Origin of the sequence: Corynebacterium sp. HMSC074C11 (assembly GCF_001809455.1) — a bacterium.
Lineage (GTDB): Bacteria > Actinomycetota > Actinomycetes > Mycobacteriales > Mycobacteriaceae > Corynebacterium > Corynebacterium amycolatum.
In genome coordinates this window covers 73,070-98,297 of the sequence record NZ_KV797730.1, presented here as the reverse complement: position 1 = coordinate 98,297, position 25,228 = coordinate 73,070, and the positions used below count along the sequence as shown (strand labels likewise).

The window sequence follows — 25,228 nt, the reverse complement described above, 5'->3', positions numbered from 1 at the left end:
CTCAGTTTAGATATCTGCCAGGGCGCTCGCTGCCTTATCGGACGCAGCTCTTGCCGGCAACAGGCTCGCCTCGTTGGAAATCAGTGCGAACGTCAGCACCTGTCCCGACTTCGTCACCACATACCCCGCCAACGCCGAGGCTTTATTCAGCGTGCCTGTCTTCGCACGGACGATGCCCGCCCCGGACTGGCCGGCAAAGCGCGTCGCCAGAGTGCCGGACACCGCCGCCACCGGCAGGCTATCCAACAGTGGGCGCAACGACGTGCTTTCCGACGACTCCTGTGACTCCCCCAGTCCCCCCTGCTCGGCCGATTCCACCGGACCCGCGGCGGAATTGAGCACCTCGGAGAGATGCTGCGGAGAAATACGGTTATCCGTGCTCAGGCCGCTGGAGTCCGACAGCACCGCACCATCGAGAGGAAAACCGTGCTCCGCGAGAGTGTCACGCACGGCACGTGCGGCCCCATCAAAGGTCGGCGGCAGACCGCGAGAGATAGCCACCTCACGGGCAATGGACTCGGCGAGCACGTTGTCGCTGTAGTTCATCATCTCGTGCACACGGGTAACCAGCGGGGCTGACTGCACGAGCGCGATGAGGTTTGGATCCAGAGGCAGTGACTGACCATCCTTGGCCGCATCCCTCAGACTGCCTCCGTTTTCCGCACCAAGCGCCTCGGCCAGTGCATCAGCGGCATCCACAGCCGGCGTGGCGCTGCGCTGCGATTCTTCATTCGTCGGATCGATACGACCGGCGTCCATCATCACCGACTCCACCGGTGCGATGTAGCCGTCCTCCAGCCCCGCACGCTCCCAGGTCTCGTGGAAACTCTCGGTGAATAGAGAGTTGTCGAGATAGACCTTGCCGACCCCCTCCGGAATGACCACGGAAATCTTTTTCGCCAACTCAGCGATTGAAGCCGAGTCCTGGAAGAACCCTTCCCCGTCCTTGCTTAAGGTGGGGTCGCCCCCGCCGTGCAAAACGATGTCATTAGTCCCCGTAACCCGGTAGACGCGAGTGGAAACCCGATGATCTTCACCTAAGTCCAACAGTGCGGCAGACGCGGTGAGAATCTTCATGCTGGACGCCGGCAAGGCCACCGCGGTGTCATTGATCCCCCACAGTTTCTGGCCGGTCGAAGCATCGCTGACAATTCCATGCAGCTCACCGAAAGCTGGATCAGCCGCAGCAGCGTCCATGATGGCGCTGACTTTTTGGGCCAGAGTGCCGTCGTCAAGCGAAGACTGCGCAGCCGTCACAGGAGCGGAAACATGACTGACGGCGGGCGGCGCATCGACCACAGTCTGACGATTGTTATTGACGACAACCGCTACGCCGCTGCCCGCTGCAATAACGAGAACACCGGCGATGGCACCGCCGATTTTCAGTCCGCGCGACTTCTTGGATTTGCCGGATTTTACGGAACTGGGCGATTTTGGCGTGCCCTTAGCGGCGGTTTTGGAGCTGTCAGAGTCGGTACTCCCCACGGTCACAAACACCTTCTTCCTGGAAACAAAACCTCACTTAAGGTGCACAAATAAACGGTTTTGAGCGGGTTTCGCATAAGATAGCCGTCAGAGAAGTGTACACCGATTATAAGGAGTCATCGCCGTGAGCGTTGAGGTCACTATTGAGATCCCGAAGGGTCAGCGCAACAAGTACGAAGTCGACCATGAGACCGGCAAGGTCTACCTCGACCGTTACCTGTTCACCCCAATGGCCTACCCGGCCGACTACGGCTTCATCGATGAAACCCTCGGCGAGGATGGCGACCCGTTGGACGCTCTCGTAATCCTGCCGGAGCCGGTTTTCCCGGGCGTTATTGTCAAGGCTCGTCCGCTCGGCGTTTTCAAGATGACCGACGAGGCCGGCGGCGACGACAAGCTGCTGTGCGTCCTGGATGACGTCCGCTTTGACCACTACCAGGACATCGACGATGTCTCCCAGTTCACCAAGGACGAGATTGAGCACTTCTTCGTCCACTACAAGGACCTGGAGCCGGGCAAGGAAGTTTCCGGTTCGGGCTGGGGCGACAAGGCCGAGGCTGAGCGCATCCTGGCTGAGGCTATCGAACGCCACAAGTAAGAGCCACAGTTAAGAATTGCGCTGACCAACCCCCCTTCCTGGGGTTCACCCCTTTGACGCAGTTCCTGTGATTCAGCGCTACGGCCGTCGGAGTTTTCCTCCGGCGGCCTTTGCGCTTCCGGCGATAAGGCCAGATTGCGTATAGTGCGCACTATGGAAACCGTAAACGTATCTGAAGTACCCGAAGACGCACAGATCATTGATGTCCGCTCACAGATGGAGTGGAATGACGGCCATGCCACCGGCGCCATTCACATCCCCATGGAAGAGATTCCGTCCCGCTACGGCGAGCTGGATCTGGATTCCGACATTTACCTGATGTGCCGCTCCGGTGGACGTGCCGCTCAGGTTTCTTCCTGGTTGGAGAAGAACGGTATCGACACCATCGTCATCACCGGTGGCATGATCGACTGGGAGCACTTCGGCCGCCCGATGGAGAAGGCCAACTAAATCAACTACAACTGCCCTGCCTACCTGCAGGGCAGTTTTTCATTTATTTACCCACCCCAAAGCACCGACCTTCTAACAATCCGCAGGCAAACAGGGGCATTATTAGTTGGCCATGTCCCATTATTGATGGTTCCCCAGATTGTCTAGTATGGGAAGTATGTCTGATTCATCCGTACTTTCCTCGGCAGACTCCGCCGACGCCAGCGGTGGTGTGGCAGCCGACGTAGGCGCGAAGGTGCCTGCTGTCGACGCACAGAGCGGCACCAAGGCGAAGAAGGCTCGCAAGGGGGCGAAAGCCAAAAACAAGGCCAGTGCTAAGGCCAGAACTAAGTCCAAGTGCAAGCCCGGCTCCGCAAGCGAACCCGCCGTCGCACCGGCGGCCCTGCGCAAATCCGCGTCCTGGTGTCTGGCAAAGCTCGACGCGGCTGTCCGTACCAGTGTCAACGCGGCTCTTGGCCGCACTCAGATTGAGTCGATTTCCATCCGCGGGTATTGGGTTCTGGAGGCCATCGCCGATGGCGGCGACATGGCTCAAACCGAGCTGAGCGCACTGCTCGGCATGGATCGCTCTGACATGGTTCGCCTAATCGACTCTCTGGAGTCGGCAAATCTAGTCGAGCGCACCCGGGACTCCAAAGATCGTCGCCGCCAGCTCATCGCGCTGACAGAAACGGGCAACACCACCCGCGCATCTCTGCGACGCTCACTCCGCAGAGCCGAGCGCGCCGCCGTCTCCGAATGTGCACCCGAGGTACGCGCACTGCTTGCATCGCTTGCCGACGACTCCGCTGCAAGCCACGAAAATGACACCGGTACTCCGCTTTCTGACAATGCCGGCGCGAAGAATCCTGAGACCGCTACCCCAGAGGCCACGGCCACTGAGACAGACACCAAGGGCATGGCGGAGAATAAGACGCAGGCGACGTCGTCAAGCGATGCCCAGCGTCCTAAACGGAAGAAGTCGAAGAAGAAGAAAAAGCGCAAGAAGAATAAGAAGGGGGCTCTCAAGTGACAACCACTGAAGCGAAGTTCCTACGCACTACGGAACAGCCGCTTGAGCGCACACTCATTGACATTGTCCGGGCGACCGCGCGAAGGTTCCCTGAGGCTGAGGCCATCGATGACGGCGAGGTTGTCGTCACGTATGCGGAATTGATCAACGAGATTGATTCCACAGCTACGTGGCTCTACGAACAGGGCATCCGTCGCGGCGACCGCATTGGTGTGCGGATGCCGTCGGGAAGCCGCGAGCTCTACCTGGCAATTTTGTCCATTATGGCTGCCGGTGCCGCCTACGTTCCGGTGGATGCGGACGACCCCGACGAGCGTGCCGAAATGGTCTTCGGCGAGGCCGGTATCGCCGGTTACTTCGATGCTGAAGGCCTACATTTGGCTGGCTCCACGGCACGTAATCGCCCCCGCCCGCTGGACTCCGACGCCGACTCCGACGAGGAAGAGACGGAACCGACGCCGCCAAGCGCACGCGAGATTATCTCGCAGGAGCCCACTCCTGACGATGACTGCTGGATTATTTTCACCTCTGGCTCCACCGGTAAGCCCAAGGGCGTGGCGGTCACCCACCGCAGCGCCGCCGCTTTTGTCGATGCGGAGGCCCGATGGTTCTTGGCCAACCACCCGGAAGGGCCGCTCGGCCCGGACGACCGCGTTCTCGCCGGCCTGTCCGTCGCCTTCGACGCCTCCTGTGAGGAAATGTGGCTGGCCTGGCGAAATGGTGCCTGCCTGGTGCCGGCCCCGCGTTCGCTGGTGCGCTCCGGTGTGGACCTGGGCCCATGGCTGATTTCCCGCCACATCACCGCTGTTTCCACGGTGCCGACACTGGCCGGCCTGTGGCCCGCCGAGGCACTCGACAGCGTGCGCCTGCTCATCGTCGGCGGCGAGGCCTGCCCGCAAGAGCTGGTCGAGCGACTGTCCACCCCAGAACGCGAAATGTGGAACACCTACGGCCCCACTGAGGCCACCGTCGTGGCCTCCGGCATCGAGCTGAAGCCTGGCAAGCCCGTGACCATTGGTTTTCCTCTGGACGGCTGGGACCTCACCGTTATCGACGAGGAGGGCAACCCCGTCCTACCGGGCACCAAGGGCGAGCTGGTCATTGGCGGTGTGGGACTCGCACGATACCTGGATCCGGAGAAGGACGCCGAGAAGTACGCGCCGCTGCCAGCCCTGGGCTGGGAGCGCGCGTACCGCACCGGCGACCACGTCATCATGGATGAGGACGGACTGTACTTCACCGGCCGCGTCGACGATCAGGTGAAAATCGGCGGGCGCCGTATTGAGCTCGGCGAGGTCGAGGCGCACCTGGCTGCCCTCCCCGACGCTACTCAGGCGACTGTCGTGGTGCAGAAGACCGGTGCTGGCGACTCCATCCTGGTCGGCTACGTCGGCGCCGGTGGCGACGCCGCAGCCATGGACTACGACAAGTGCATGGACACTCTCCGCGATGCCATGCCAGCCGCGATGGTGCCACGCCTGCACATCATGGATGAGCTGCCGGTACGCACCTCCGGCAAGGTCGACAAGGCGGCGTTGCCGTGGCCACTGCCTGCGCGTGCGGGGGAGGGCGACGTCGACAAGCTGAACCCTGTGGAGAAATGGCTGTCCGATATCTGGGCGGACGTGCTGTCCGTACCTGCGCCCGGCGCGGCCTCGGACTTCTTCGCCCTGGGCGGCACGTCGCTGGCGGCGGCGAGCGTCATCGCGCGTATTCGTCAGCGCGCCCCACAGGTCGCCGTGCGCGATCTCTACGACCACCCACGCCTGGGAAACCTCGCCGAGGAACTGGTCGCTCGCGGTTTCATCAGCGACGACATGCTTGCCGACGACGCCAGCGACCCCACCGCCCACCTGGAAAAGGTGCCCGAGCCGACGCCTGTCTCCCGCAAGACCCGTTGGGCGCAGGTCGGCCTCATGGTGCCGCTGCAGTGGGCACGTGGTATGCGCTGGGTAACGTGGCTTGCGATTATCAACTGGGTTATCGGCGGGCCGCTGGCACTACCAGGCTGGTTGGTGGCTGTACTGGCCGTGTTGTTCCTGACCCCGCTGGGGGTTATGCCCATCAACGCGGCGACGACACGCCTGCTCACGCGCAACATCGCCCCGGGTGATTACCCGCGTGGCGGCTCGGTGCATCTGTGCCTATGGGCGGCTGAACGCCTGGCAGAGAGCTCCGGCGCCCACTCAGTGGCGGGCGCTCCGTTCGTGCTGTGGTATGCCCGCATGCTGGGTGCCCGCATTGGTAAGGGCGTGAATCTGCACGCGCTGCCGCCGGTGACGGGTCTGGTCAAACTGGATGATTACTGCTCGATCGAGCCGGAGGTAGACCTGTCCGGATACTGGGTCGATGGTGATGTCGTCCACGTCGGCGAGGTCACTATTGGCAAGCACGCCCGCATCGGTGCCCGTTCAACGCTGCTGCCCGGCGCGCGTATCGGCAATGACGCTCACATCGAGGCGGGTTCCACCGTCACCGGTGAAAAAAAGGTCAAGGCTGGTGCGCGCTGGTCGGGTTCCCCGGCTCGCAAGGTCGGCCGGTCCAAGCACCGCTTCCCGGAGGAAGTCCCGCCGGCGCGTCGCCACTGGGTGGCTATCTACGGTCTTACCGCTGTCTTGCTGACGCTGGTGCCGCTGTCCGCTGCGGTCGCGATGGCTGCTGTCATCGGTTGGGGCACGGGACTTATCGACGGCACCACCGAGCTAACCACCTCGAATCTCTGGCCAACGCTGGGCAGCGCCGTGCTGTGGGCTATTCCCGCCACCTTCGTCGGTGTTGCGGTGTATGCCCTGCTGACGCTGATTCTCGTGCGCCTGTTCAGCATCGGCCTGAAGCCGGGAGTGTTCCCGGTGCGTTCGCGCGTGGGTTGGCAGTCCTGGGCGACAATTCGCCTGATGGATGCTGCTCGTCACGACCTGTTCTTCATCTACGCCTCCATGCTGACTCCACTGTGGCTGCGTGCACTGGGCGCCCAGATTGGTCACGACAGCGAGGTCTCCACCGCGATTGGTATTCCGAAGTTCTTGCACGTCAAGGACGAGTCCTTCTTGGCTGACGACACCATGGTCGGCAGCTACGAGCTCGGCGGCGGTTGGCTGCTGGTAGGCGACTCCCGCATCGGCAAGCGCGCCTTCCTGGGCAACTCCGGCATCACGCTTCCGGAACGCAAGCTGGCGAAGAACTCGCTGGTGGCCGTGCTGTCCTCTACTCCGAAGAAGACCAAGTCCGGTTCCAACTGGTGGGGTTCGCCACCAGAGCGCATGCGCCGTGTGGGAACCGTCTCCAGTGATGAGTCGGCGCAGACCTACCGTCCGACTACGGGGTTGAAGGTCGCCCGCAGCATTGTGGAGACGCTGCGTGTCCTGGCGCCGATGGTCTCTCTCATGCTGGCGACGATCACGCTGTTTAGCCTGCAGGGAATTGGTATGTTCACCGCGGAGCTGGTCACTGCAGGTGGCGTTGGCGCTGCCCTGCTCGGCCTGGTGGTCGCGTGGCTGCTCTCCCCTGCCGTGCTACTGATTATTGGTGCGCTGGGGCTGCTCATCACGGTCGTGGCCAAGTGGGTGTGCGTCGGCAAGCACAAGCCCGGTGACCACCCGCTGTGGAGTAAGTTCGTCTGGCTCAATGAGCTGCAGGATACGTTCGTCGAAATGGTCGCCGCGCCGTGGTATCTGAACCCGGCGATGGCCACCGGCGGTATCGCACGCGCGATGCGGCTGCTCGGCGCGAACGTTGGCCACGGCGTGTGGCTGGAGACGTACTGGCTGCCCGAGACCGACCTGATCACGATCGAGCGAGGTGCTTCTGTCGGCCGCGGTTGTGTCGTTCAGACGCACCTGTTCACCGACCGCGTGATGACGCTCGACACCGTCCACATCGGACACGGCTCCGTCCTGGGACCGCACTCGGTCGCACTGCCGGCATCTGTGCTTGACGACGGCTGCCGCGTCGAGCCCGGTTCCCTCGTCATGCGCGGTGACCACGTTCCTGCACACACCTCCTGGCGAGGTAACCCAATTGAGCCGGTAGTGACAAAGAAGAAGTAGCCCGGCTTGTGTAGGGCTTTGTAGGAGCTTTGTTGGGGCCTTGTTGGGACCTTGTTGGCACAACGGGCTGCAAATGTGAAACTGTGCAAGCTTATAGCACTTTCAAGCCATTTTTCGGGCAATTTTTGCTATAAACGCAGTCAGTAACTCACATTGGCCCGCTGCCGCCAGCCATAAACGCAGTCAGTAACTCACATTGGGGCTAAGTAGGGTTAAGTAGCAAAAGGTGCCCACCCGGCGACACGCCGAGCGGACACACTTTTGCTACTTAACCCGCTATTTATTTTTCGGCTTTTTGGTTCCGGCTTACTCTGCTAGCTGCAAACGAGCCTGCTTCGCTGCGGCTACCAATACTTTCAGTGAAGCCGTAACCTCTTCCCAACCTCGGGTCTTCAGACCGCAGTCCGGATTGATCCACAGCAAGCTGGGGGCAACACTTTCGAGCGCATCTTCCACGAGCTGGCTGACTTCTCCGTCCGTCGGCACGCGAGGCGAGTGGATGTCCCAGACGCCTGGACCAATCCCACGAACGTATCCCTCATCCTTCAGCGCTGCGAGCACCTGCATGCCGTTGCGAGCTGCTTCGATGGACGTGACATCGGCGTTGAGTTCATCGACGGTGTCAATGAGCTCATTGAAGTCCGAGTAGCACATATGCGTGTGAATCTGAATCTCGTCAGCCACGCCAGAGGTAGCCAGGCGGAAGGACCCCACAGCCCACTTCAGGTAGGCGGACTGGTCCGCTTCATTCAGGGGCAACAACTCGCGAATGGCTGGCTCATCGACCTGCACAATCTGCGCTCCAGCGGCCACGAGATCTGCAATCTCATCGCGCAAAACCAGCGCAACGTTATCCGCAGTGTCACCGATGGGCTGGTCATCACGGACAAACGACCATGCCAACATGGTCACTGGCCCAGTGAGCATTCCCTTGACGGGAAGGTCAGTCATGTTTGCTGCAGCCTTGTACCACTGCACCGTCATCGGCTCTGGCCTGGTGATATCACCGTAGAGAATCGGCGGCCGCACGCAGCGGGAACCGTAGCTTTGGACCCAGCCATTGGTGGTGGCAAGGTAGCCGTCCAGCTGCTCCGAGAAGTACTGGACCATGTCGTTGCGCTCAGGTTCACCGTGAACCAGCACATCGAGCCCCAGTTCTTCCTGCTGTTCAATGGCAGATCGAATTTCAGCGAGCATTGACGACTCGTAGTCAGCTGGGGTGAGCTCTCCCGAGCGCAGCTGTGCACGTGCACGTCGAATGCTATTGGTCTGCGGGAAGGAACCGATTGTGGTGGTCGGCAGCGGAGGCAGGTTAAGGGTCTCAGCCTGAGCCGCCTGGCGAGCTGCAAACGGGGAACGGTTACGGTCGCTATCCTCGATTGCCGCCAAAGCTTCACGAACTTCAGGCTTAACAATCCGCTTCGATTCTGCCCTCGATGCCAGTGCTGCCCGGGACTCCCTCAACACCTTCAAATCCGCGGCATCGAGTTGGCGGTCATTCAACTTAGCATCAAGCGCCCTCGCCAAGAGTGTCACCTCGGCGATTTTCTCATCGCCGAAGGCCAGCCACTGCAGCACCTCGGCTTCTTCTTCGCTCGGGTTTTCCGAGGCCAGGGAGTACGGGACATGTAGCAGCGAACAGCTAGTCGACACCGCGATGGGGCCTCGAGCTGCCAGCTTCTCCAGCGTCGCCAGGGCTGCATCCAAGTCGGTGCGCCACACATTACGACCATCGACGATTCCCGCGACCAGCAGTTCCTTGCCAGTCCAATGCGGCAGCTCGGAGCTACCAGCTACCAGGTCGCAACCAATGGCCTGCACGCCTGTGCCAGAAAGGGTTTTCAGTGCCTGACCACCATCACCAAAGTAGGTCTGCACCCACAACTTGGTATTCGCAGACTCCGCCACGCCGGCCAACTTCTCGTAGGCCTGGCGAGTCCTAGCAAGAGTCACTTCATCGAGGTCAGTGACCAATACTGGCTCATCGAGCTGAATCCACTCAAAGCCCTTATCCCCCAGTTGAGCGATGATTTCCGCGTACGCATCGGTCAACTTTTCCAAAAGGCCAAGTGGGTTCGAATCATCGTCGGTACGCGACAGGCTCAAGTAGGTCACAGGACCAATCAAATGAGGGCGCAGCATGGTGGTGGCGCCATTGTTTAAGCTGCAGGAATCATCCAACCAGTCAGTGAGGTCAGAGGTAAATTCAGTATCGGCTGACAGCTCCGGAACAATGTAGTGGTAATTGGTGTCGAACCACTTGGTCATTGCGGATGCCGGTTGCGTCTTCGTACCGCGAGCGGCGGCGAAGTAGTGGTTGATCCATTCCGGTAGGTTGGAACCGTCCGTTTTCGGGACATTCTGGAAGCGGGCTGGAAGCACTCCGAGCAGCGCCGATGTATCCAGCATAGAGTCGTAGAACGAGCGCCCAATTGTCGGAACCGAGTCGATTCCTGCCTTCAGCGCTGCGCCAATGTAGCTATTGACAGTGTTGCGCGCCGTCGCGGCCAGCAGGCCGCCGGTCGCCGGGTCGCGCCAGTAGTTTTCCAGAGCTCTTTTGAGCTCACGATTACGCCCTATCCGCGGAATGCCCGCGAGGGTTGCGTGAATTGCCATGATCTCGTGATTTCCTCGTCAGTCGTGATCAGCATCGGGTATGAAATTGCACAACCGGCAGGCATTCGGACTTGTCATCACTGAAAAGATTGGTTATCAACGCGTCGGATAAACCAAAGCTCTGGCAGTGATGCTTACCGTTGCGGGACAGTTCCGGACTTGCACCGGGATTCCCCTGCATAACTCGAAGGCCTTATGCGCGCTAGGCTCAAAACACACCTTGCGCGGAAAACGTGCGATATGCAGCACTTTCCTTAATGAACACCTTCGAGGCGGCTGTGGATGTGAAGTATATCGCAATATACAAATATCTCATTCACTTAGCCCCCTCCCCGAGCCTTTGCTTTGATGCTCTCCTGCTGGGGCCAAAGTGATTAAGCTCGTAGTCATAAAAGCTATTTATCCCACCTCTTTTCAAGGAGTGACCTCGAGTGACACAGGCTTCCGAAATTACTCTGAGGGGCGCCAAGATTCCGTTCGATGGCCCGGTCCAGTCAGGCGTTGAACAGCCCGGTCAGGCACATCTTCGCCTTGTCGCATTCGATTTGAAGGACGGCATCGACGCAGCAGATCTGAAGGAACTGTTCTCCTCGCTTACCGACGTTGCCCGCCGCCTCACCCAAGGCCAGGACATCGAGGGATATCTGGAACCGGAAATGGTCGCAGCCACTGCAAACCTGACTATCACAGCCGGTTTCGGTGAGCGCATCTTCGACGTCCTCGGCAAACCAGGGCGCAAGCCGGCTGGTCTGCACGATATCCCGTCATTCCAGCATGACATGCTCCGCCCTGAGTGGGGTCAGTCTGACTTCGCCCTGCAGTTGTGCGGTGATGACCTCGTCACCGTTACGGCCGCGTCCCGTCTACTGGAAAAGAAGGCGGCTCCGTGGGCTCGCGTGAAGTGGTTCCAGAAAGGCTTTTCCTACGCCTGGGGTTCGCAGCCTCACGGCGCTACCCCACGCAACCCGCTGGGTCAGCTCGACGGCACCGTCAACCCGTCCACTCCAGATGAATGGTCCGAACAGGTGTGGATCGACTCCAAGGACAAGGCGATTAACAACTCCTGCGTGATGGTTGTTCGCCGTATTGCGCTCGACTTGAACAATTGGGAGGAGCTCAGCACCGACGAACGCTCCATCGTTATCGGTCGTGACTTCCACACCGGCGCTCCTCTTTCCGGCGGCAACGACGAGTTCGATGAAGAGGACATGGACGCCGTCGATGACCAGGGCGAGTACCTCATCCACCGCCAGTCTCACTTGGCACTGTCCCGTGAGCAGGATGGCCAGCCTGACGACGCCCTGCGTCGCCGCGCCTATGCATACGAAGACCAGCCCGGTGAGCCAGCTTTCCCGTTCGAAGGACCGAACGTTGGCCTGGTCTGGGTTGCATTCCAGAAGAACCCGGACAACCAGTTCAGCGCAATCCAGGCCCGTTTGGATCGCGGCGATTTGCTCAATGAGTGGAACCGCCATATCGGCTCCGCTGTGTACTGGATCGCCCCTGGCACCACCCCAGATTCCTACTGGGGTCAGGAGTTGATTGAGGGGTAAAGGCTGCAAGCTGGCAGGCTAAAGTCTGACGGACTAAAAAGCTGGCGGGCTGCAAATGTGAAACTGACCCAGTTTATGACACTTTCGAGCAAAATTTCTGGCCGTTTTTGTCATAAACTCAGCCACTAACTCGCATCGCCCCGCCGCTGCGAGCCATAAGGGCATCGCCCCGCCGCCGCCAGCCATAAGAAAACGCCCGCCGAGTGCCTGAGCACTCATGCGGGCGTTACCTCTAGACAAGAATTTTGTCAGTTACGAGCCACCGAATTAGTCACCAATCTGGTCGCGGCCACGCTTAACAATCTTCGGATCCGGAGTACCGACCAGCTCGTGGTCCTTCTCCGTGTACTCAAACTTGCTCAGCACATAACGCATCGCGTTGATGCGGGCACGCTTCTTGTCGTTGGACTTAATGGTAATCCACGGGGACTCATCGGTATCCGTGTAACGGAACTGCTCTTCCTTCGCGCGGGTGTAGTCACCCCAACGGTCCAGCGATGCGAGGTCCATCGGAGAGAGCTTCCACTGACGTACCGGGTCGACCTGGCGAATAGCGAAGCGAGTGCGCTGCTCCTTCTGGGTCACCGAGAACCACAGCTTGGTCAGCGAAATACCGGAGCCCAGAATCATGTTCTCCAGCATCGGAACCTCACGCAGGAACTCTGCATGCTGAGACTCAGTACAGAAACCCATCACGCGCTCAACGCCCGAACGGTTGTACCAAGAACGGTCGAAGAAGACGATTTCGCCAGCGCACGGAAAATGCTCAATGTAGCGCTGGAAGTACCACGAGGTGGACTCACGCGGCGACGGCTTTTCCAGAGCCACAGTACGAGCACCACGCGGATTCAGGTGCTCGTTAAAGCGCTTAATGGTACCGCCCTTACCAGCGGCGTCACGGCCTTCGAAGAGGATGATGTGCTTCTGACCAGTTTCCTTGGTCCAGTTCTGCCACTTCAGAAGCTCAATCTGCAGCTTCCTCTTAATAGACTCGTATTCCTTGCGCGTCATGCGCTCCTCGTACGGGTAGCCATCGCGCCAGGTATCAACCCGCTCACCGTCTGGAGTGACCAGTACCGGATCGTCCTCATCAGAATCATCGACGACGTAACCTTCGGTCTTCGCCAAATCGACGATGTGGAATTCCTCTTCATTCTTGTCAGCCATACCCCTTATCCTACTGAATTTCTCTACCACACGTCCCCCATGCGGGTGCCCTTACCTGCAATTTCCCAGCAGTTAACGTTCCGTCTTACCGAAATTGAGGGGGTGGGACTGCACGCAGCGACCGTCGATAAGCACTGCGCGTACAATAAATGCCATGTTGTTATCCGAGGCTCTTGCCGCACGATCCGAAGTTTCCGACCGGCTGGCTGAGATTAATCGCCGTCTCGCGCTGGTGGCGCAGGTGCAGGAAGGCGATACGCCTGATGAAGATCCGCAAGCGCTTATTGCCGAAGCCGAGCGTCTGATGGCGCGCTTCGAATGGCTGGTGCGCTCGATTAATGCCACGAATTCCGCTACTGCCTTCGAGGACGGAACGCTTAGCGACGCACTTGCGAAGCGCGACCACCTGCTAACACGGCGGCGGTTCTACACCTCCGCAGCCGATCAGGGCTCTGGGCGGCGGGATCGATACTCAGCTTCGGAGATTCGCTATGTCGCCACCGTGGATATCCGGTCGCTGCGCCAGAAAGCCGACAAGGCAGCGAAGGAATACCGGGACTTGGATACCCGTATTCAGCAGGCGAACTGGTCGACGGAGCTTATAGAGGCCGAGAATAAGCCGGCCGAGTAGCTAAGCAGCAAGGGCCGTTAGTGAAACTGGCAGAGCGGAAATTGCGGAATAACCAGTAAGACTCGTTAGCGGGATTTGTAGAATCTAAAAAGTCGGTAGTTGCATCCAGATTGTCGGCGAGCGCGACGGCCCGTCTCTGGCCTTAAAGAGGCACCAAGGATCTCACCTCTGTACTGAGGCAACAGGATGAATAACAGACAGTCCTCGGCATTGCGTACATGGGTACAGATCATCGGTTATTTTTCACTACCAAGCGCTGAGGCGTCTGATGCAACGAGGGTGGGTTCGGGGACTTAAAACTTTCGTCAAATTACACAGAAAAAGCGCCGCTGAGGGACAACCCTCAGCGGCGCTTTTTAGGCTAACTCAAGCAGTTAGAACCTGGGTGCCAGCTGAAAAGTTCAGGCTCGGCTGCAGCTACCAGCTACAGCCATGCCTTAAGCCCATGGCCTTCGTTTAGAAGCCCATGCCACCCATCTCGTCGCCACCCGGCATTGCCGGCATAGCCGGTTCCGGCTTGTCAGCAACAACAGCCTCGGTGGTCAGGAACAGAGCCGCAATGGAAGCGGCATTCTGCAGTGCGGAGCGGGTAACCTTCACCGGGTCGTTGATGCCAGCTTCCATCAGGTCGATGTACTCGCCGGTAGCAGCGTTCAGGCCTTCACCCTGCGGCAGGGAAGCAACCTTCTCGGTAACGACGCCGGCCTCGAAACCAGCGTTCAGAGCAATCTGGCGCAGCGGAGCTGCGAGAGCCGCACGCACGATGCGGACACCGGTTGCCTCGTCGCCGGTCAGACCCAGCTCGTCGTCAAGCACGTGCGAGACCTGCAGCAGTGCGGAACCGCCACCTGCGACGATGCCCTCTTCCACAGCAGCCTTTGCGTTACGGACGGCATCCTCAATGCGGTGCTTGCGCTCCTTGAGCTCGACCTCAGTTGCGGCGCCAGCCTTGATAACTGCAACACCGCCGGCGAGCTTAGCCAGGCGCTCCTGCAGCTTCTCCTTGTCGTAGTCGGAGTCGGAGTTCTCGATCTCAGCGCGGATCTGGTTGACGCGGCCCTCGATAGCGGACTGCTCGCCAGCGCCCTCGACGATAGTGGTCTCGTCCTTGGTGACGACCACCTTGCGAGCGCGACCCAGCAGCGGCAGGTCAGCGGTCTCGAGCGACAGGCCGACCTCCTCGGAGATGACCTGGCCATCGGTCAGGATAGCCATGTCCTGCAGCATTGCCTTACGACGGTCGCCGAAGCCCGGAGCCTTGACAGCGACAGACTTGAAGGTACCGCGGATCTTGTTGACGACCAGGGTGGACAGAGCCTCGCCCTCGACGTCCTCAGCAATGATCAGCAGCGGCTTGCCGGACTGCATGACCTTCTCCAGCAGCGGCAGCAGGTCCTTGATGTTGGAGATCTTGCCGGAAACCAGGAGGATGTACGGATCCTCCAGAACGGCCTCCTGGCGCTCCATGTCGGTGGCGAAGTAACCGGAGATGTAGCCCTTGTCGAAGCGCATACCCTCGGTCAGCTCCAGGTCGAGACCAAAGGTGTTGGCCTCTTCCACGGTAATGACGCCTTCCTTGCCGACCTTGTCCATAGCGGTGGCAATCAGCTCACCGATAGCCGGGTCAGCAGCGGAGATACCAGCGGTAGCAGCAATCTGCTCCTTGGTCTCAATGTCCTTAGCGGACTCCAGGAGCTTCTCGGTAACAGCCGTGACAGCCTTCTCGATGCCGCGCTTGATGCCCATCGGGTTGGAGCCAGCAGCAACGTTGCGCAGCCCCTCAGAAACCAAAGCCTGAGCCAGAACGGTAGCGGTAGTAGTACCGTCACCAGCGACATCGTCGGTCTTCTTGGCAACTTCCTTGACCAGCTCAGCGCCGATCTTCTCGTAAGGATCCTCAAGTTCGATTTCACGTGCAATGGAGACACCGTCGTTGGTGATCAGCGGTGCGCCCCACTTGCGCTCGAGGACTACGTTGCGACCCTTCGGGCCCAGCGTAACCTTGACAGCGTCTGCCAGGGTGTTCAGACCCGTTTCGAGACCGCGGCGGGCCTCCTCGTCAAATGCAATCATCTTAGCCATGAGGTTTGAAGAATCCTCCGTCTATTTATGTGGCACTTACATTGGAAGTTGACCCAGGCGCCCGCGACGGCATGTGATTCGAGGGAAGCGCCGCCCTCTCCATCACCGGAGTCAACACTGTACTTTTTAACGACTTTTCAACACTTGTTTCAGCCTGCGCTGCAGTATGTGCTGCAGTTTGCTGCAACTCGCATACAACGCACACATACACAAGGTGTGAAGTTGTTTTTATTAGCACTCAATTAGAGCAAGTGCTAATTCACTTTTTTAGCACTCAACCCCATCGAGTGCAAGGTTAAGCGCCGCAACTCCCAACGCCAATACCACTCCCGACGTCACTCCCAACGCCATCGTGGTTGTGCGCCTACACTGTCGCACATGAGCATTATTAATAAGGAACTCACGGACGCCCTGCGAGACCACATCTCCAGCCAACGCGAGACCATCCGCACCCAGCTGACCGAGCTGGTGGCTTTCCCCTCCGTACACGGCACCGAAGAAACCAAACAGGCTTGCATTGACGCAGCTCAGGCGGTTACCGAGATGTACGCAGAGCTGGACATCGAACTGAAGGCGCACCACACCGTCGACGGCTCGATTGCTCTGTCGGGTTTCGTCCCCGGGTCGTCGGAAAGCGCGAAGACCGTACTGCTCTACTCCCATTACGACGTCCAGCCGGCGGGCGACGAATCCGCTTGGACCGCAGATCCATGGACGCTCGACGAGCGCGACGGTCGCTGGTACGGCCGCGGTACTGCCGACTGCAAGGGCAACGTGGTCATGCACCTAGCTGCGCTGCGCGCGCTGCGTGACGACGCGCTTGCAGGCCGCGTCGATATGCCAAACATCAAGCTCATCGTGGAAGGTTCCGAGGAGCGCGGATCGGCGGGCCTGAACAACCTCATCGCCACGCAGCCGGAGCTTTTCGACGCCGACGTTATCCTCATTGCGGATGTCGGCAATGCCGAGGTTAGCCAACCGACACTCGTAACCACTCTGCGCGGCACCGCCGATGTGGAAGTTCGCGTCGATGCGCTGGAACAGCCTGTTCACTCGGGCATGTTCGGCGGCGCGGCTCCGGATGCACTCGCGGCGCTGATTCGTATGCTCGACAGCCTGCGCGATGAAAATGGCTTTACCTCTATTGATGGCCTGGACTGCTCGCAACGCTGGGAGGGCCTGGACTACACGCCAGAGACTTTCCGCGCCGATGCTGGTGTGCTTGACGGCGTAGACCTGATTAGCAACGAGGACACTTCCGTCTCCGACCTGACCTGGGCTCGTCCGTCTGTGATTGTGACCGGAATCGATTGTCCACCAGCGACCAATGCTGTCAATGCAATCTCATCGACCGCTATGGCGCACATCAACTTCCGCATCCCAGGCGGCGTCGACCCGGCCGAAGCACAGGACGCACTGGAAAATCACCTGCGCGCACATGCTCCGTGGGGCGTGAAGGTGACGGTTGAGCGCGACGAGTTGGCAAACCCATTCCGGGCCAATGTTGAGGGCAAGGTTGTGCAACTGGTTGCCGACAGCCTGTCGGCCGCCTACGGCAAGGAAACCGCAAGCATGGGCGAGGGCGCCTCGATCCCTCTGTGCGCCACTTTGCTGGAGGCCGTACCAGGTGCTGACATCGCGCTCTACGGCGTGGAAGAGCCACAGGCCCGCATTCACTCGGCCGACGAGTCGGTGGACCCGAACGAGATTCGCGACATCGCTATTGGCGAGGCAGTTTTCTTGGCTTCCGTCAACGGAATTTAAGTCAAAGCCAAAAATATTGGCTGAATGACTTGTGTCACATCTTTTTTCTGTAGTAAGGTTCGACCCATGCAGCAGAACATTCTTATTCGAGTAGCGAAGGCTACGAACCCCGGTGGAGGCCGACAGGACTGACCCCTCCACGCGGGGTCTCTGGCCGCAACTTCTCGAAGCACTTGGTTGGTCCGCCACTCACAGCAAAGCAATTAAGCAAAGGACCAGAAAAGAATGTTTTCCACTCGCACCCAGAAGAACATGTCCACCTCGACGACCTTCACGGGCAAGCGCCCTTCGTTGGAGCACCAGGACAATGGCAATGTGCGAACTTATTCCGACGATCCGTTTAGGGCTCGCTTCGGACATCGCCTGCCTCGTGGCTTGAGGCAGGAAGCCCGTGGCATGAACTGGCAGAAGTTCAAGGACACTTACTCCCCCACTAACGGCCCAGTCCAAATCAAGAATTTCGACGCAACCCGTGGCACCCTGGGCCGCTGGAACTTCAACGCTGATTTGTCGCTGACCGACAAGGACGGCCACACTCGCACTTTCACCCAGGAAATCACCGCTATGGGGCCAGTGTCGGCTTGCACCAACTTGCTGGCTGATGCAGGTTACCGCGTTGAAATCGTGGAGTTCCACCAGTTCGAGATTTTCGAGGCTACGGCTACCTTTGTCTACGCAGGTCACAACAATGACCATGTGTGGACCATGGGCTTTGGCCAGACTCCGGAGGCTTCCGTGCTCTCCGCTTTGGTCTGTGCTGCTAACCGCCTGCATGGCTAATGCACAGGTGACATTCGAGTAACGCACGAGTAATAAGTGCACCGATCTTGGGGCTTGGCAGTCGATTGCCAAGCCCCAAAAAATGCCCACATCCTCACCCCCGAATTTTCACCATACCGGAAAAAATTTCCCGTTTTCTCACACTCGGTTAACCCCGTTTTGAATACTTAAGTCCCTAAAACGGGGTTGCATGAACTGGTGTGTTCCATTCATTATGGAATAGTGACTTCTCTCCTGTGCATCCTGTTCCTTACGGCAGCGATTGCACCATGGACGATTAAGTGGCTCGGAACCCGCGGGTTCCTCGTTCTCAGCCTCCCTCTGGCAGGCGGCGCTATCTACACCGGCGCCCATCTGGTTCGCTTAGCTCTAGCGAATGCAAACGGGGAAACTTCCGCGATCACGCAACCCGCCGTCACGCATTTTTCGTGGATGCCCATTATCCACTTGGATGTAAACCTGCGATTAGGCCCTATTGAATCGCTCTTCGGCACACTGGTTTTGACCATCGGCTTTCTCGTACTGGTGTATTGCTCCGGATACTTCGTCAATCCGCCGCCCGGAAAACGCCGTCGCATAGGCTCCTTCGCAGCCCAGATGGTTGCCTTCGCCGCGGCTATGTACGGCCTGGTCATCAGCGACAGCATCATGCTGATGTTTGTCTTCTGGGAAATTACCTCGGTTATTTCCTTCCTCCTGGTGGGCTACTATGCCGAGCGAGCTTCCTCCCGTCGCGCAGCAGGCCAGGCGCTCCTGGTCACGACACTTGGCGGGCTAATCATGCTGGTCGGTATCGTCCTGATGGGAGTGACCACCGGGTTCTGGAACTTCTCTGAACTCACCTCGCCTGGTGCTCTGACCGTGTCGCAGTTGAACTCCACGGCAGTCTCCACAGCCGCAATCCTGCTGGTCATCGGCGCACTTTCTAAGTCCGCTATCGCGCCCTTCCACTTCTGGCTGCCCGGCGCAATGGCTGCCCCTACCCCGGTTTCTTCCTTCCTGCACTCGGCAGCGATGGTCAAAGCCGGTGTGTTCCTGGTCGCCCGCCTCGCGCCAACTTTCAACGCCACCAGCGCGTGGCAACCAATCATCATCCCGCTCGGCCTTTTGACCATGATCATGGGCGGCTGGATGGCTCTGCGCCAGAAGGATCTCAAGCTGATCATGGCGTATGGCACTGTCAGCCAGTTGGGATTCATCATCACGGTAGCGTCGATAGGCACCCGCGCGACGCTACTGGCCGCCCTGGCGCTGACTCTCGGCCACGCCATGTTCAAGGCCACGCTGTTTATGATCGCGGGAACGATTGACAGGCTGACTGGTACGCGCGATATCCGTAAGCTCTCCGGGCTGGGCAAAAAGTCGCCACAGCTGCTGGTGATTTCGATTCTCGCTGCCGCCTCGATGATGGGTGTGCCGCCGTTCTTCGGCTTTGTCGCGAAGGAAGCGGCGCTGGAGGCCACGCTCAATGCCGAGCCGCTGCACGGAATGCCGTCGGTGTTCACCACCATTGGCCTGGTCGTGGGATCGATTCTGACCGTGGCGTACTCTCTGTACCTACTGCGTGCCGCTTTTGCGACCAAGTCCAGCACGCACGCCAGCGGTGGTGGCACTTCTCCTGCCGTCGCCGAGATGGATTCCCCGACCTGGGATCAGATTGGCCCGGCATGGCTGCTCGCGCTGGCAGGTTTGGTTTTCGGCCTGGTTCCGCGCGTCCTCGACTCGATTATCTCGCCTTACCTCACCAGCGCATTCCCGAATACGGAAGCAGAATCGCACCTGGCTCTCTGGCACGGATTCACCCTTCCGCTGGCGCTGACGGCCACAATTCTGCTCGCGGGTGCCATCATGCATTGGCAGCGTAATCTGGTGCGTCAGCTGCAGTTTGATCAACCGGCTCTCGGTAGTGCCGATGCGCTTTACGACGGAATCCTGGACTTGGCCCGCCGTCTTTCTCTCCGTGTCACTGCTGCGACCCAGCGTGGTTCCCTCCCGTTAAATGAAGCGGTCATTTTGCTGACCCTCATCGTGCTGTCCATCGGTGCGTTGTTGCTCGGCGAGCGCGATGAGCTGCGAATGGAACTGTGGGACTCAGCTCCGCAGGGTGCAGTTGCGCTCATCATGATTATCGCGGCGCTGGCCGCTACCCGGCAGAAGAACAGGCTTTCCGGAGTCATCCTGGTAGGCGTGACCGGCTACGGCTTGGCCATTATCTTCGCCATGTTCGGCGCACCTGACTTGGCTCTGACGCAGCTGCTGGTTGAGACGATCTCAATGATTATTTTCGTGTTGGTGTTGCGTACGCTCTCCCCGCGGGCACCGGCATCGAACCCGAGGTGGACACGACACCGTGCTTGGTTGGCCATTGCAGTCGGTGTCACGGTTCCCGTGTTGGCCGCTTACGCCATGGGCTCCCGTCGTACTGAGCCAATCTCCGGCGACATTCCGCCACTGGCTCACGACATTGGGCACGGCCAGAATGCGGTGAACGTACTTCTTGTCGACATCCGTGCCTGGGATACCTTTGGAGAAATCACCGTGCTGGTGATGGTGGCTCTGGGGATTACCTCACTGGTCTTCCGCACGCATACCATGCATATGCGTTCAAAGATTAAGCCGCAGCGGAATCGAGCTCGCCGCACCAACCGTTGGTTGAACACTCTCGATGAGTCCGGTGAAGCCGAGCGGTTGCGCTACCCGATCATGGTGCTGGTGGCATCGCGCGTGCTCTTCCCCGCCATGATGGTGGTTTCCTTCTATCTCTTTTTTGCCGGCCATAACGATGTCGGCGGTGGCTTCGCCGGTGGTCTCGTGACTGCGCTGGCACTGACCATGCGTTATCTCATCGGTGGTCGTCGTGAGTTGGCGGCAACTCTGCCGATTCCTAACGAGATACTTCTCGGCGGCGGTCTGCTGGTGTCGGCACTCAGCGCGTTGTGGCCACTGTTTGTGGGGTGGGCACCGCTAACTTCTACGTATGGCTCGCGGGAAATTCCGCTGCTCGGCGATGTCACTGTTGTCTCCCCCATGCTCTTTGATCTGGGTGTGTACATGATTGTGGTTAGCACGATTGTCTACATCCTGCGCAGTTTGGGCGGTGGCATCGATGCTCAGATAAACCTTCGCGCTGAGCGCAATCGTTCACGTCGTGTGAATCGAGCCGCACTCGGTCAGTCCCGCCAGCTGCGCAGCAAGTTGGCGGCGGCTAAGCCCGCAGGTGTTAAGTCCGCAGGCGCTAACCCCGCAAGCGTTAAACCTGCCGGCACTAAACCCGCAGGCTCTGCCAACACAGCCACCTCAGAGGCCTCAGAAACGACAGCCCCAGCTAGGACCGAAGGAAAGGACACTCACCAGTGATTCTCAATTTTGTTCTGCTAGCTACTGTCGGCACACTGATCGCTACAGGGGTGTACCTGTTCCTCGATCGTTCGTTGACAAGGATGCTCATGGGACTGTTGCTGATGGGCAACGGTATCAACCTGCTCATCCTGCTTGGTTCCGGTTCCCCGGGGCAGCCACCGATTTGGGATAGAGAATCGCTAGTCAGCGATGCCCAGGCCGACTCGCTGCCTCAGGCCTTCATCCTCACCGCGATTGTTATTTCCATGGGCATGACCGCATTCCTGTTGGCTCTGCTCTATCGCCAGCACCGCTACCGCATCGGCGATCACGTGCAAGATGACCACGAGGACCGCAGCCTGGCAATGCGTCGGGCCAGCGACCCATCAGCTGCTCCGGATCACGACAAATCCGACGACCCCACCACCGGTCGACCCACAGAGGCCGGCGATAGCTTCGGTCCGGCCAGTTTCGAAAAGCCCGTGACCCCGCCATCAAACTCCCCAGGAGGTGACGACGATGACGACTGAGCAACTAATTCTCGCACTAATTCCGCTGCCTATCATCGTCCCCGCCGCCACCGCCGCAATTGCTCTGCTGCTGGCGCGTTTCCCCAAAGCACAGCAGGCGATCGCGCTGTTTTCGCTCGGCAGTCTGCTGGGAGTCGCCAGCGCCTTGGTGTATCTCATCTACGCGCACGGCGTCCACACTGTCCAGGTGGGTGGCTGGGACGCACCAATCGGCATCACGCTCGTAGCCGACAACCTCGCAGTGTTGATGATTACCGTCTCTCAGCTGGTCCTCTTTGCCGTGATGTGGTTCGGCATCGGCCAGGGTATTAGCGATGGTGACGAAGATGAGCCGATCTCCGTCTTCGTTCCGACGTACATGCTGCTCAACATGGGCGTCTCAATGGCCTTCTTGGCTGGCGACCTGTTCAATATGTATGTCGGTTTCGAAGTTCTGCTCGTAGCCTCCTACGTGCTGCTCACGCTGGGGGCATCGTCGTCACGCACGCGCGCAGGCGTGTCGTATGTGATGGTCAACATGCTGTCCTCGATGGTGTTCCTGCTGGCGATTGGCCTGGTTTATCAAGCGGTCGGCACGGTGAACTTCGCGCATATTTCTCTGCGTATGGAGGACATCCCCGATGGCACCCGCACCGCGATTTTCGCAGTGCTGCTCGTTGCCTTCGCAGTGAAGGCAGCAGTGTTCCCGCTGTCGGCGTGGTTGCCAGACTCCTACCCCACCGCACCGTCGATGGTTACCGCGGTCTTCGCAGGGCTGCTGACGAAGGTGGGTGTCTACGCGATCATCCGCACGCGCAGTGTCGTTTTCCCAGACGGCAGGCTTGACGACGTCCTGATGTGGGCCGGCCTAGCGACAATGCTCATGGGCATTCTCGGTGCCATGGCCCAAAATGACATCAAACGTCTCTTGTCTTTTACGCTGGTATCCCACATCGGATACATGATCTTCGGTATTGCCGTCGGCAATACGCTGGGACTCGGCGGCGCGATTTTCTACATCGTCCACCACATTCTGGTGCAGACGGCATTGTTCCTGGTGGTCGGGCTTATCGAGCGCCAGGCGGGCTCGTCCTCCCTGCGCAGCCTCGGTAGCCTGGCCAAGACGTCGCCGCTGCTGGCGTTGCTATACCTCGTGCCCGCGCTCAACCTCGGTGGTATCCCGCCGTTCTCAGGCTTCCTGGGCAAGGTCATGCTCATTGAGGCCGGCGCACAGAACGGATCCGCCACCGCATGGATTCTGGTTGCGGGATCTATCATCACCAGCCTGCTGACCCTCTACACCATGATTCTTGTCTGGTCGAAGGCCTTCTGGCGCGACCGTTCCGACGCCCCCGAGGGCGACACCGTGCTTGCGCAGCCAGCCGCGCTCCGGGAAAGGACTCAGATGGTTGCTATCGCAGAGCGTGACGACGTCGGCAAGATGCCACTCGGCATGGTGATGCCGACGGCCCTGCTGGTGATTGCCTCTGTGGGGGTTACCGTTCTGGCCGGGCCACTGTCCAATGTGGCTACCGAAGCGGCAAGCAACGTCGCGAATGTTGATGAGTACCGCGCAGCGGTCCTCGGTATCGACTCGGCCGATGACAAGGGCCTGGAGCAGCTGGAAAACCCAGGCCGCACCAAGAGCCCATGGAAGTCGGATTCAGCGACCGAACGTGCCACCAGCACGCTGGAAGGAGCAGGTGAAAGCTGATGAGTAAAGCGCGCGCCAAGGTGGCTGCAAAGCGACCACCACGTATTTCAATCCTGCTCTTCTTATTCACAGTGATTATTTGGGTCATGCTGTGGGGCGAGGTGACATTTGCCAATGTGCTCTCGGGAATCCTTGTAGCCACGTTGCTGAACCTCGCCATGCCTATCCCGCCAAGCAGCGCACTGGACATCAACTTCGGTGGCATGGTGCGACTGTTCGGTTCTTGGACAATCGACTTCGTGAAGGCCTCTATCAGTGTCGCCTGGCTGGCCATCCGACGAGATGATCCGCCACCGACTGCCATTATCAAGGTCCCCATGCGGACCAATGACGATATTTCGCTCACGACTGCAATGGCACTAATTAATCTGCAGCCGGGCGGCATCATCGTGGACATCGATAAGCGAAAAAAGACGCTGACCATGCATCTTCTCGACGCTTCGTCGACAGGCAAGGTAGCTGAACAAATCAACCAGCTGACCCGAATCGAGCGACGGGTGATTCGCGCGTTTGAGAACCGCGATGTACATGAGCAACCGACTAAGCCAGGCTCTGGCGAAGAGCAGCCGAGCAGTGCGAAAAGCCACGAGCAAGGCGAAACGAGCAGCGAAAAAGGGGAGAAAGGAGCAGTCGATGAACCCGGAAGTTTTTAACATTCTGCTCGGCGTAGCTGCTGCAGGCTATTTCATTGCGGTGATGATTACCCTCGGGCACATGATCGCAGGACCAAACTCGCTGGACCGCCTGGTGGCCCTGGAGTCCATGACTGCAATGTTGCAGGGCATGCTCGCTGCGTTCATGGCCTGGAGCTTGGACACTTCGGTGGTCTACCCAATGCTCATCATTGCGCTGCTCGGTTTCCTGTCTTCGCTGGCGGTCGCCAAGTTCCGTGTTCCGGATGACGGAAAGCAGCCCGCGAAGGGCTCCCGAAAGGGTGTGGCGAAAGCAGCCGGAAAGGCCGCCACAAAGAAAACCGCACAGAAAGCAGCGCCTAAGGCAACACCGACAGCAGCTCCGAAAACAGTGAAGGGAGAGCCCAAATGATTCTCGTGGCAGACATTATCGCCATCGCACTCATTATCACCGGAATGCTACTGTGCGTTGCAGCGTCCGTGGGATTAATACGCTTCCGCGACACCATCAGTCGCATGCACGCATCCTCCAAGCCACAAACGCTGGGGCTAATTCTGACGCTGTCGGGTTCGCTTTTGCACGTCGCCACGCACGCGTCAGCTCACACAACTACTAGTAGTGACTTGGCTCTGTTGACCCTGATTATCCTGTTTGCTCTGGGTACATCGCCAATTGTTAGTAACCGCGTTGGCCACGAGGCGTTCAAGGAGAGGCTCGTCGACGAGGACAGCCTCGCCCGCGATGACAGCCGGGAATAACGAGAGGACACTCCCCGTCAAGATTGGACTCCGACCTGGAGCGGAACCGGGTTCGACCGGGGCCGCCCAGGGGGGCGCCTTTCTTCAGTTA

The 25,228-nt window shown here is 59.3% G+C and carries 18 protein-coding genes and 1 riboswitch; of the genes, 14 read left to right on the top strand and 4 right to left on the bottom strand.

What is annotated here, in order from left to right:
* Nucleotides 1–6: 6 nt before the first annotated feature.
* Nucleotides 7–1,485, bottom strand: coding sequence for a D-alanyl-D-alanine carboxypeptidase/D-alanyl-D-alanine endopeptidase (dacB, locus tag HMPREF2614_RS05750; RefSeq protein WP_235191271.1), 1,479 nt, complete (start codon nucleotides 1,483–1,485; stop codon nucleotides 7–9).
* 124 nt (nucleotides 1,486–1,609) lie between these two features.
* Between dacB and HMPREF2614_RS05745 the strand changes: the two genes are divergently transcribed.
* From HMPREF2614_RS05745 to HMPREF2614_RS05730, 4 genes are all read left to right on the top strand, one after another.
* On the top strand, nucleotides 1,610–2,083 hold the full coding sequence (locus HMPREF2614_RS05745; RefSeq protein WP_005510088.1) for an inorganic diphosphatase: 474 nt from the start codon (nucleotides 1,610–1,612) through the stop codon (nucleotides 2,081–2,083).
* A gap of 153 nt (nucleotides 2,084–2,236) precedes the next feature.
* Entirely contained in the window at nucleotides 2,237–2,533 is a 297-nt protein-coding gene (locus HMPREF2614_RS05740; RefSeq protein WP_038626665.1) for a rhodanese-like domain-containing protein, read from the top strand.
* A 157-nt stretch (nucleotides 2,534–2,690) separates the two neighbouring features.
* Nucleotides 2,691–3,545 carry a MarR family winged helix-turn-helix transcriptional regulator gene (locus tag HMPREF2614_RS05735; protein ID WP_038626667.1) on the top strand — a complete coding sequence of 285 codons (855 nt, stop codon included), beginning with the start codon at nucleotides 2,691–2,693 and terminating at the stop codon, nucleotides 3,543–3,545.
* A complete protein-coding gene (locus tag HMPREF2614_RS05730; protein WP_070560450.1) occupies nucleotides 3,542–7,591 on the top strand; it encodes a Pls/PosA family non-ribosomal peptide synthetase in 4,050 nt (1,349 codons plus the stop codon). Before HMPREF2614_RS05735 ends, HMPREF2614_RS05730 begins: the two co-directional genes overlap by 4 nt.
* 306 nt (nucleotides 7,592–7,897) lie before the next feature.
* On the opposite strand, the gene metE is transcribed toward HMPREF2614_RS05730, so the two are convergent.
* Nucleotides 7,898–10,207: a 5-methyltetrahydropteroyltriglutamate--homocysteine S-methyltransferase gene (gene metE, locus HMPREF2614_RS05725; protein ID WP_070560448.1), complete on the bottom strand. Its 2,310-nt coding sequence runs from the start codon at nucleotides 10,205–10,207 to the stop codon at nucleotides 7,898–7,900.
* A 38-nt stretch (nucleotides 10,208–10,245) separates the two neighbouring features.
* Nucleotides 10,246–10,429: riboswitch (cobalamin riboswitch) on the bottom strand.
* 209 nt (nucleotides 10,430–10,638) lie between these two features.
* Here metE and HMPREF2614_RS05720 point away from each other — a divergent pair.
* Nucleotides 10,639–11,760, top strand: coding sequence for a Dyp-type peroxidase (locus tag HMPREF2614_RS05720; RefSeq protein ID WP_070560446.1), 1,122 nt, complete (start codon nucleotides 10,639–10,641; stop codon nucleotides 11,758–11,760).
* Between the two features lie 267 nt (nucleotides 11,761–12,027).
* On the opposite strand, the gene ppk2 is transcribed toward HMPREF2614_RS05720, so the two are convergent.
* Nucleotides 12,028–12,927 (bottom strand): polyphosphate kinase 2, encoded by a 900-nt coding sequence (gene ppk2 / locus HMPREF2614_RS05715; protein WP_005510168.1) that lies wholly within the window; start codon nucleotides 12,925–12,927, stop codon nucleotides 12,028–12,030.
* A gap of 154 nt (nucleotides 12,928–13,081) precedes the next feature.
* On the opposite strand from ppk2, the gene HMPREF2614_RS05710 reads away from it, so the two are divergent.
* Nucleotides 13,082–13,558: a DIP1984 family protein gene (locus tag HMPREF2614_RS05710; RefSeq protein WP_049181125.1), complete on the top strand. Its 477-nt coding sequence runs from the start codon at nucleotides 13,082–13,084 to the stop codon at nucleotides 13,556–13,558.
* Nucleotides 13,559–14,014: 456 nt separating this feature from the next.
* On the opposite strand, the gene groL is transcribed toward HMPREF2614_RS05710, so the two are convergent.
* Nucleotides 14,015–15,640, bottom strand: a complete 1,626-nt coding sequence (gene groL / locus HMPREF2614_RS05705; protein WP_038626677.1) for a chaperonin GroEL — start codon at nucleotides 15,638–15,640, stop codon at nucleotides 14,015–14,017.
* Nucleotides 15,641–16,018: 378 nt separating this feature from the next.
* On the opposite strand from groL, the gene HMPREF2614_RS05700 reads away from it, so the two are divergent.
* From HMPREF2614_RS05700 to HMPREF2614_RS05665, 8 genes are all read left to right on the top strand, one after another.
* Nucleotides 16,019–17,404, top strand: coding sequence for a dipeptidase (locus HMPREF2614_RS05700; protein WP_070560443.1), 1,386 nt, complete (start codon nucleotides 16,019–16,021; stop codon nucleotides 17,402–17,404).
* Nucleotides 17,405–17,629: 225 nt separating this feature from the next.
* A complete protein-coding gene (locus tag HMPREF2614_RS05695; protein ID WP_070560441.1) occupies nucleotides 17,630–18,184 on the top strand; it encodes a 2-isopropylmalate synthase in 555 nt (184 codons plus the stop codon).
* Between the two features lie 222 nt (nucleotides 18,185–18,406).
* Complete coding sequence (locus HMPREF2614_RS05690) at nucleotides 18,407–21,541, top strand: Na+/H+ antiporter subunit A (RefSeq protein WP_168162093.1); 3,135 nt, start codon at nucleotides 18,407–18,409, stop codon at nucleotides 21,539–21,541.
* A complete protein-coding gene (locus HMPREF2614_RS05685) occupies nucleotides 21,538–22,053 on the top strand; it encodes a Na(+)/H(+) antiporter subunit C (protein ID WP_038626682.1) in 516 nt (171 codons plus the stop codon). The genes HMPREF2614_RS05690 and HMPREF2614_RS05685 overlap by 4 nt, the downstream gene beginning before the upstream one ends.
* Complete coding sequence (locus HMPREF2614_RS05680) at nucleotides 22,043–23,746, top strand: Na+/H+ antiporter subunit D (RefSeq protein ID WP_038626684.1); 1,704 nt, start codon at nucleotides 22,043–22,045, stop codon at nucleotides 23,744–23,746. Before HMPREF2614_RS05685 ends, HMPREF2614_RS05680 begins: the two co-directional genes overlap by 11 nt.
* Nucleotides 23,746–24,399, top strand: coding sequence for a Na+/H+ antiporter subunit E (locus HMPREF2614_RS05675; protein WP_049181121.1), 654 nt, complete (start codon nucleotides 23,746–23,748; stop codon nucleotides 24,397–24,399). Before HMPREF2614_RS05680 ends, HMPREF2614_RS05675 begins: the two co-directional genes overlap by 1 nt.
* On the top strand, nucleotides 24,380–24,790 hold the full coding sequence (locus HMPREF2614_RS05670) for a monovalent cation/H+ antiporter complex subunit F (protein ID WP_038626686.1): 411 nt from the start codon (nucleotides 24,380–24,382) through the stop codon (nucleotides 24,788–24,790). The genes HMPREF2614_RS05675 and HMPREF2614_RS05670 overlap by 20 nt, the downstream gene beginning before the upstream one ends.
* On the top strand, nucleotides 24,787–25,137 hold the full coding sequence (locus tag HMPREF2614_RS05665) for a monovalent cation/H(+) antiporter subunit G (RefSeq protein ID WP_038626688.1): 351 nt from the start codon (nucleotides 24,787–24,789) through the stop codon (nucleotides 25,135–25,137). The genes HMPREF2614_RS05670 and HMPREF2614_RS05665 overlap by 4 nt, the downstream gene beginning before the upstream one ends.
* The last annotated feature ends 91 nt before the right edge of the window (nucleotides 25,138–25,228 follow it).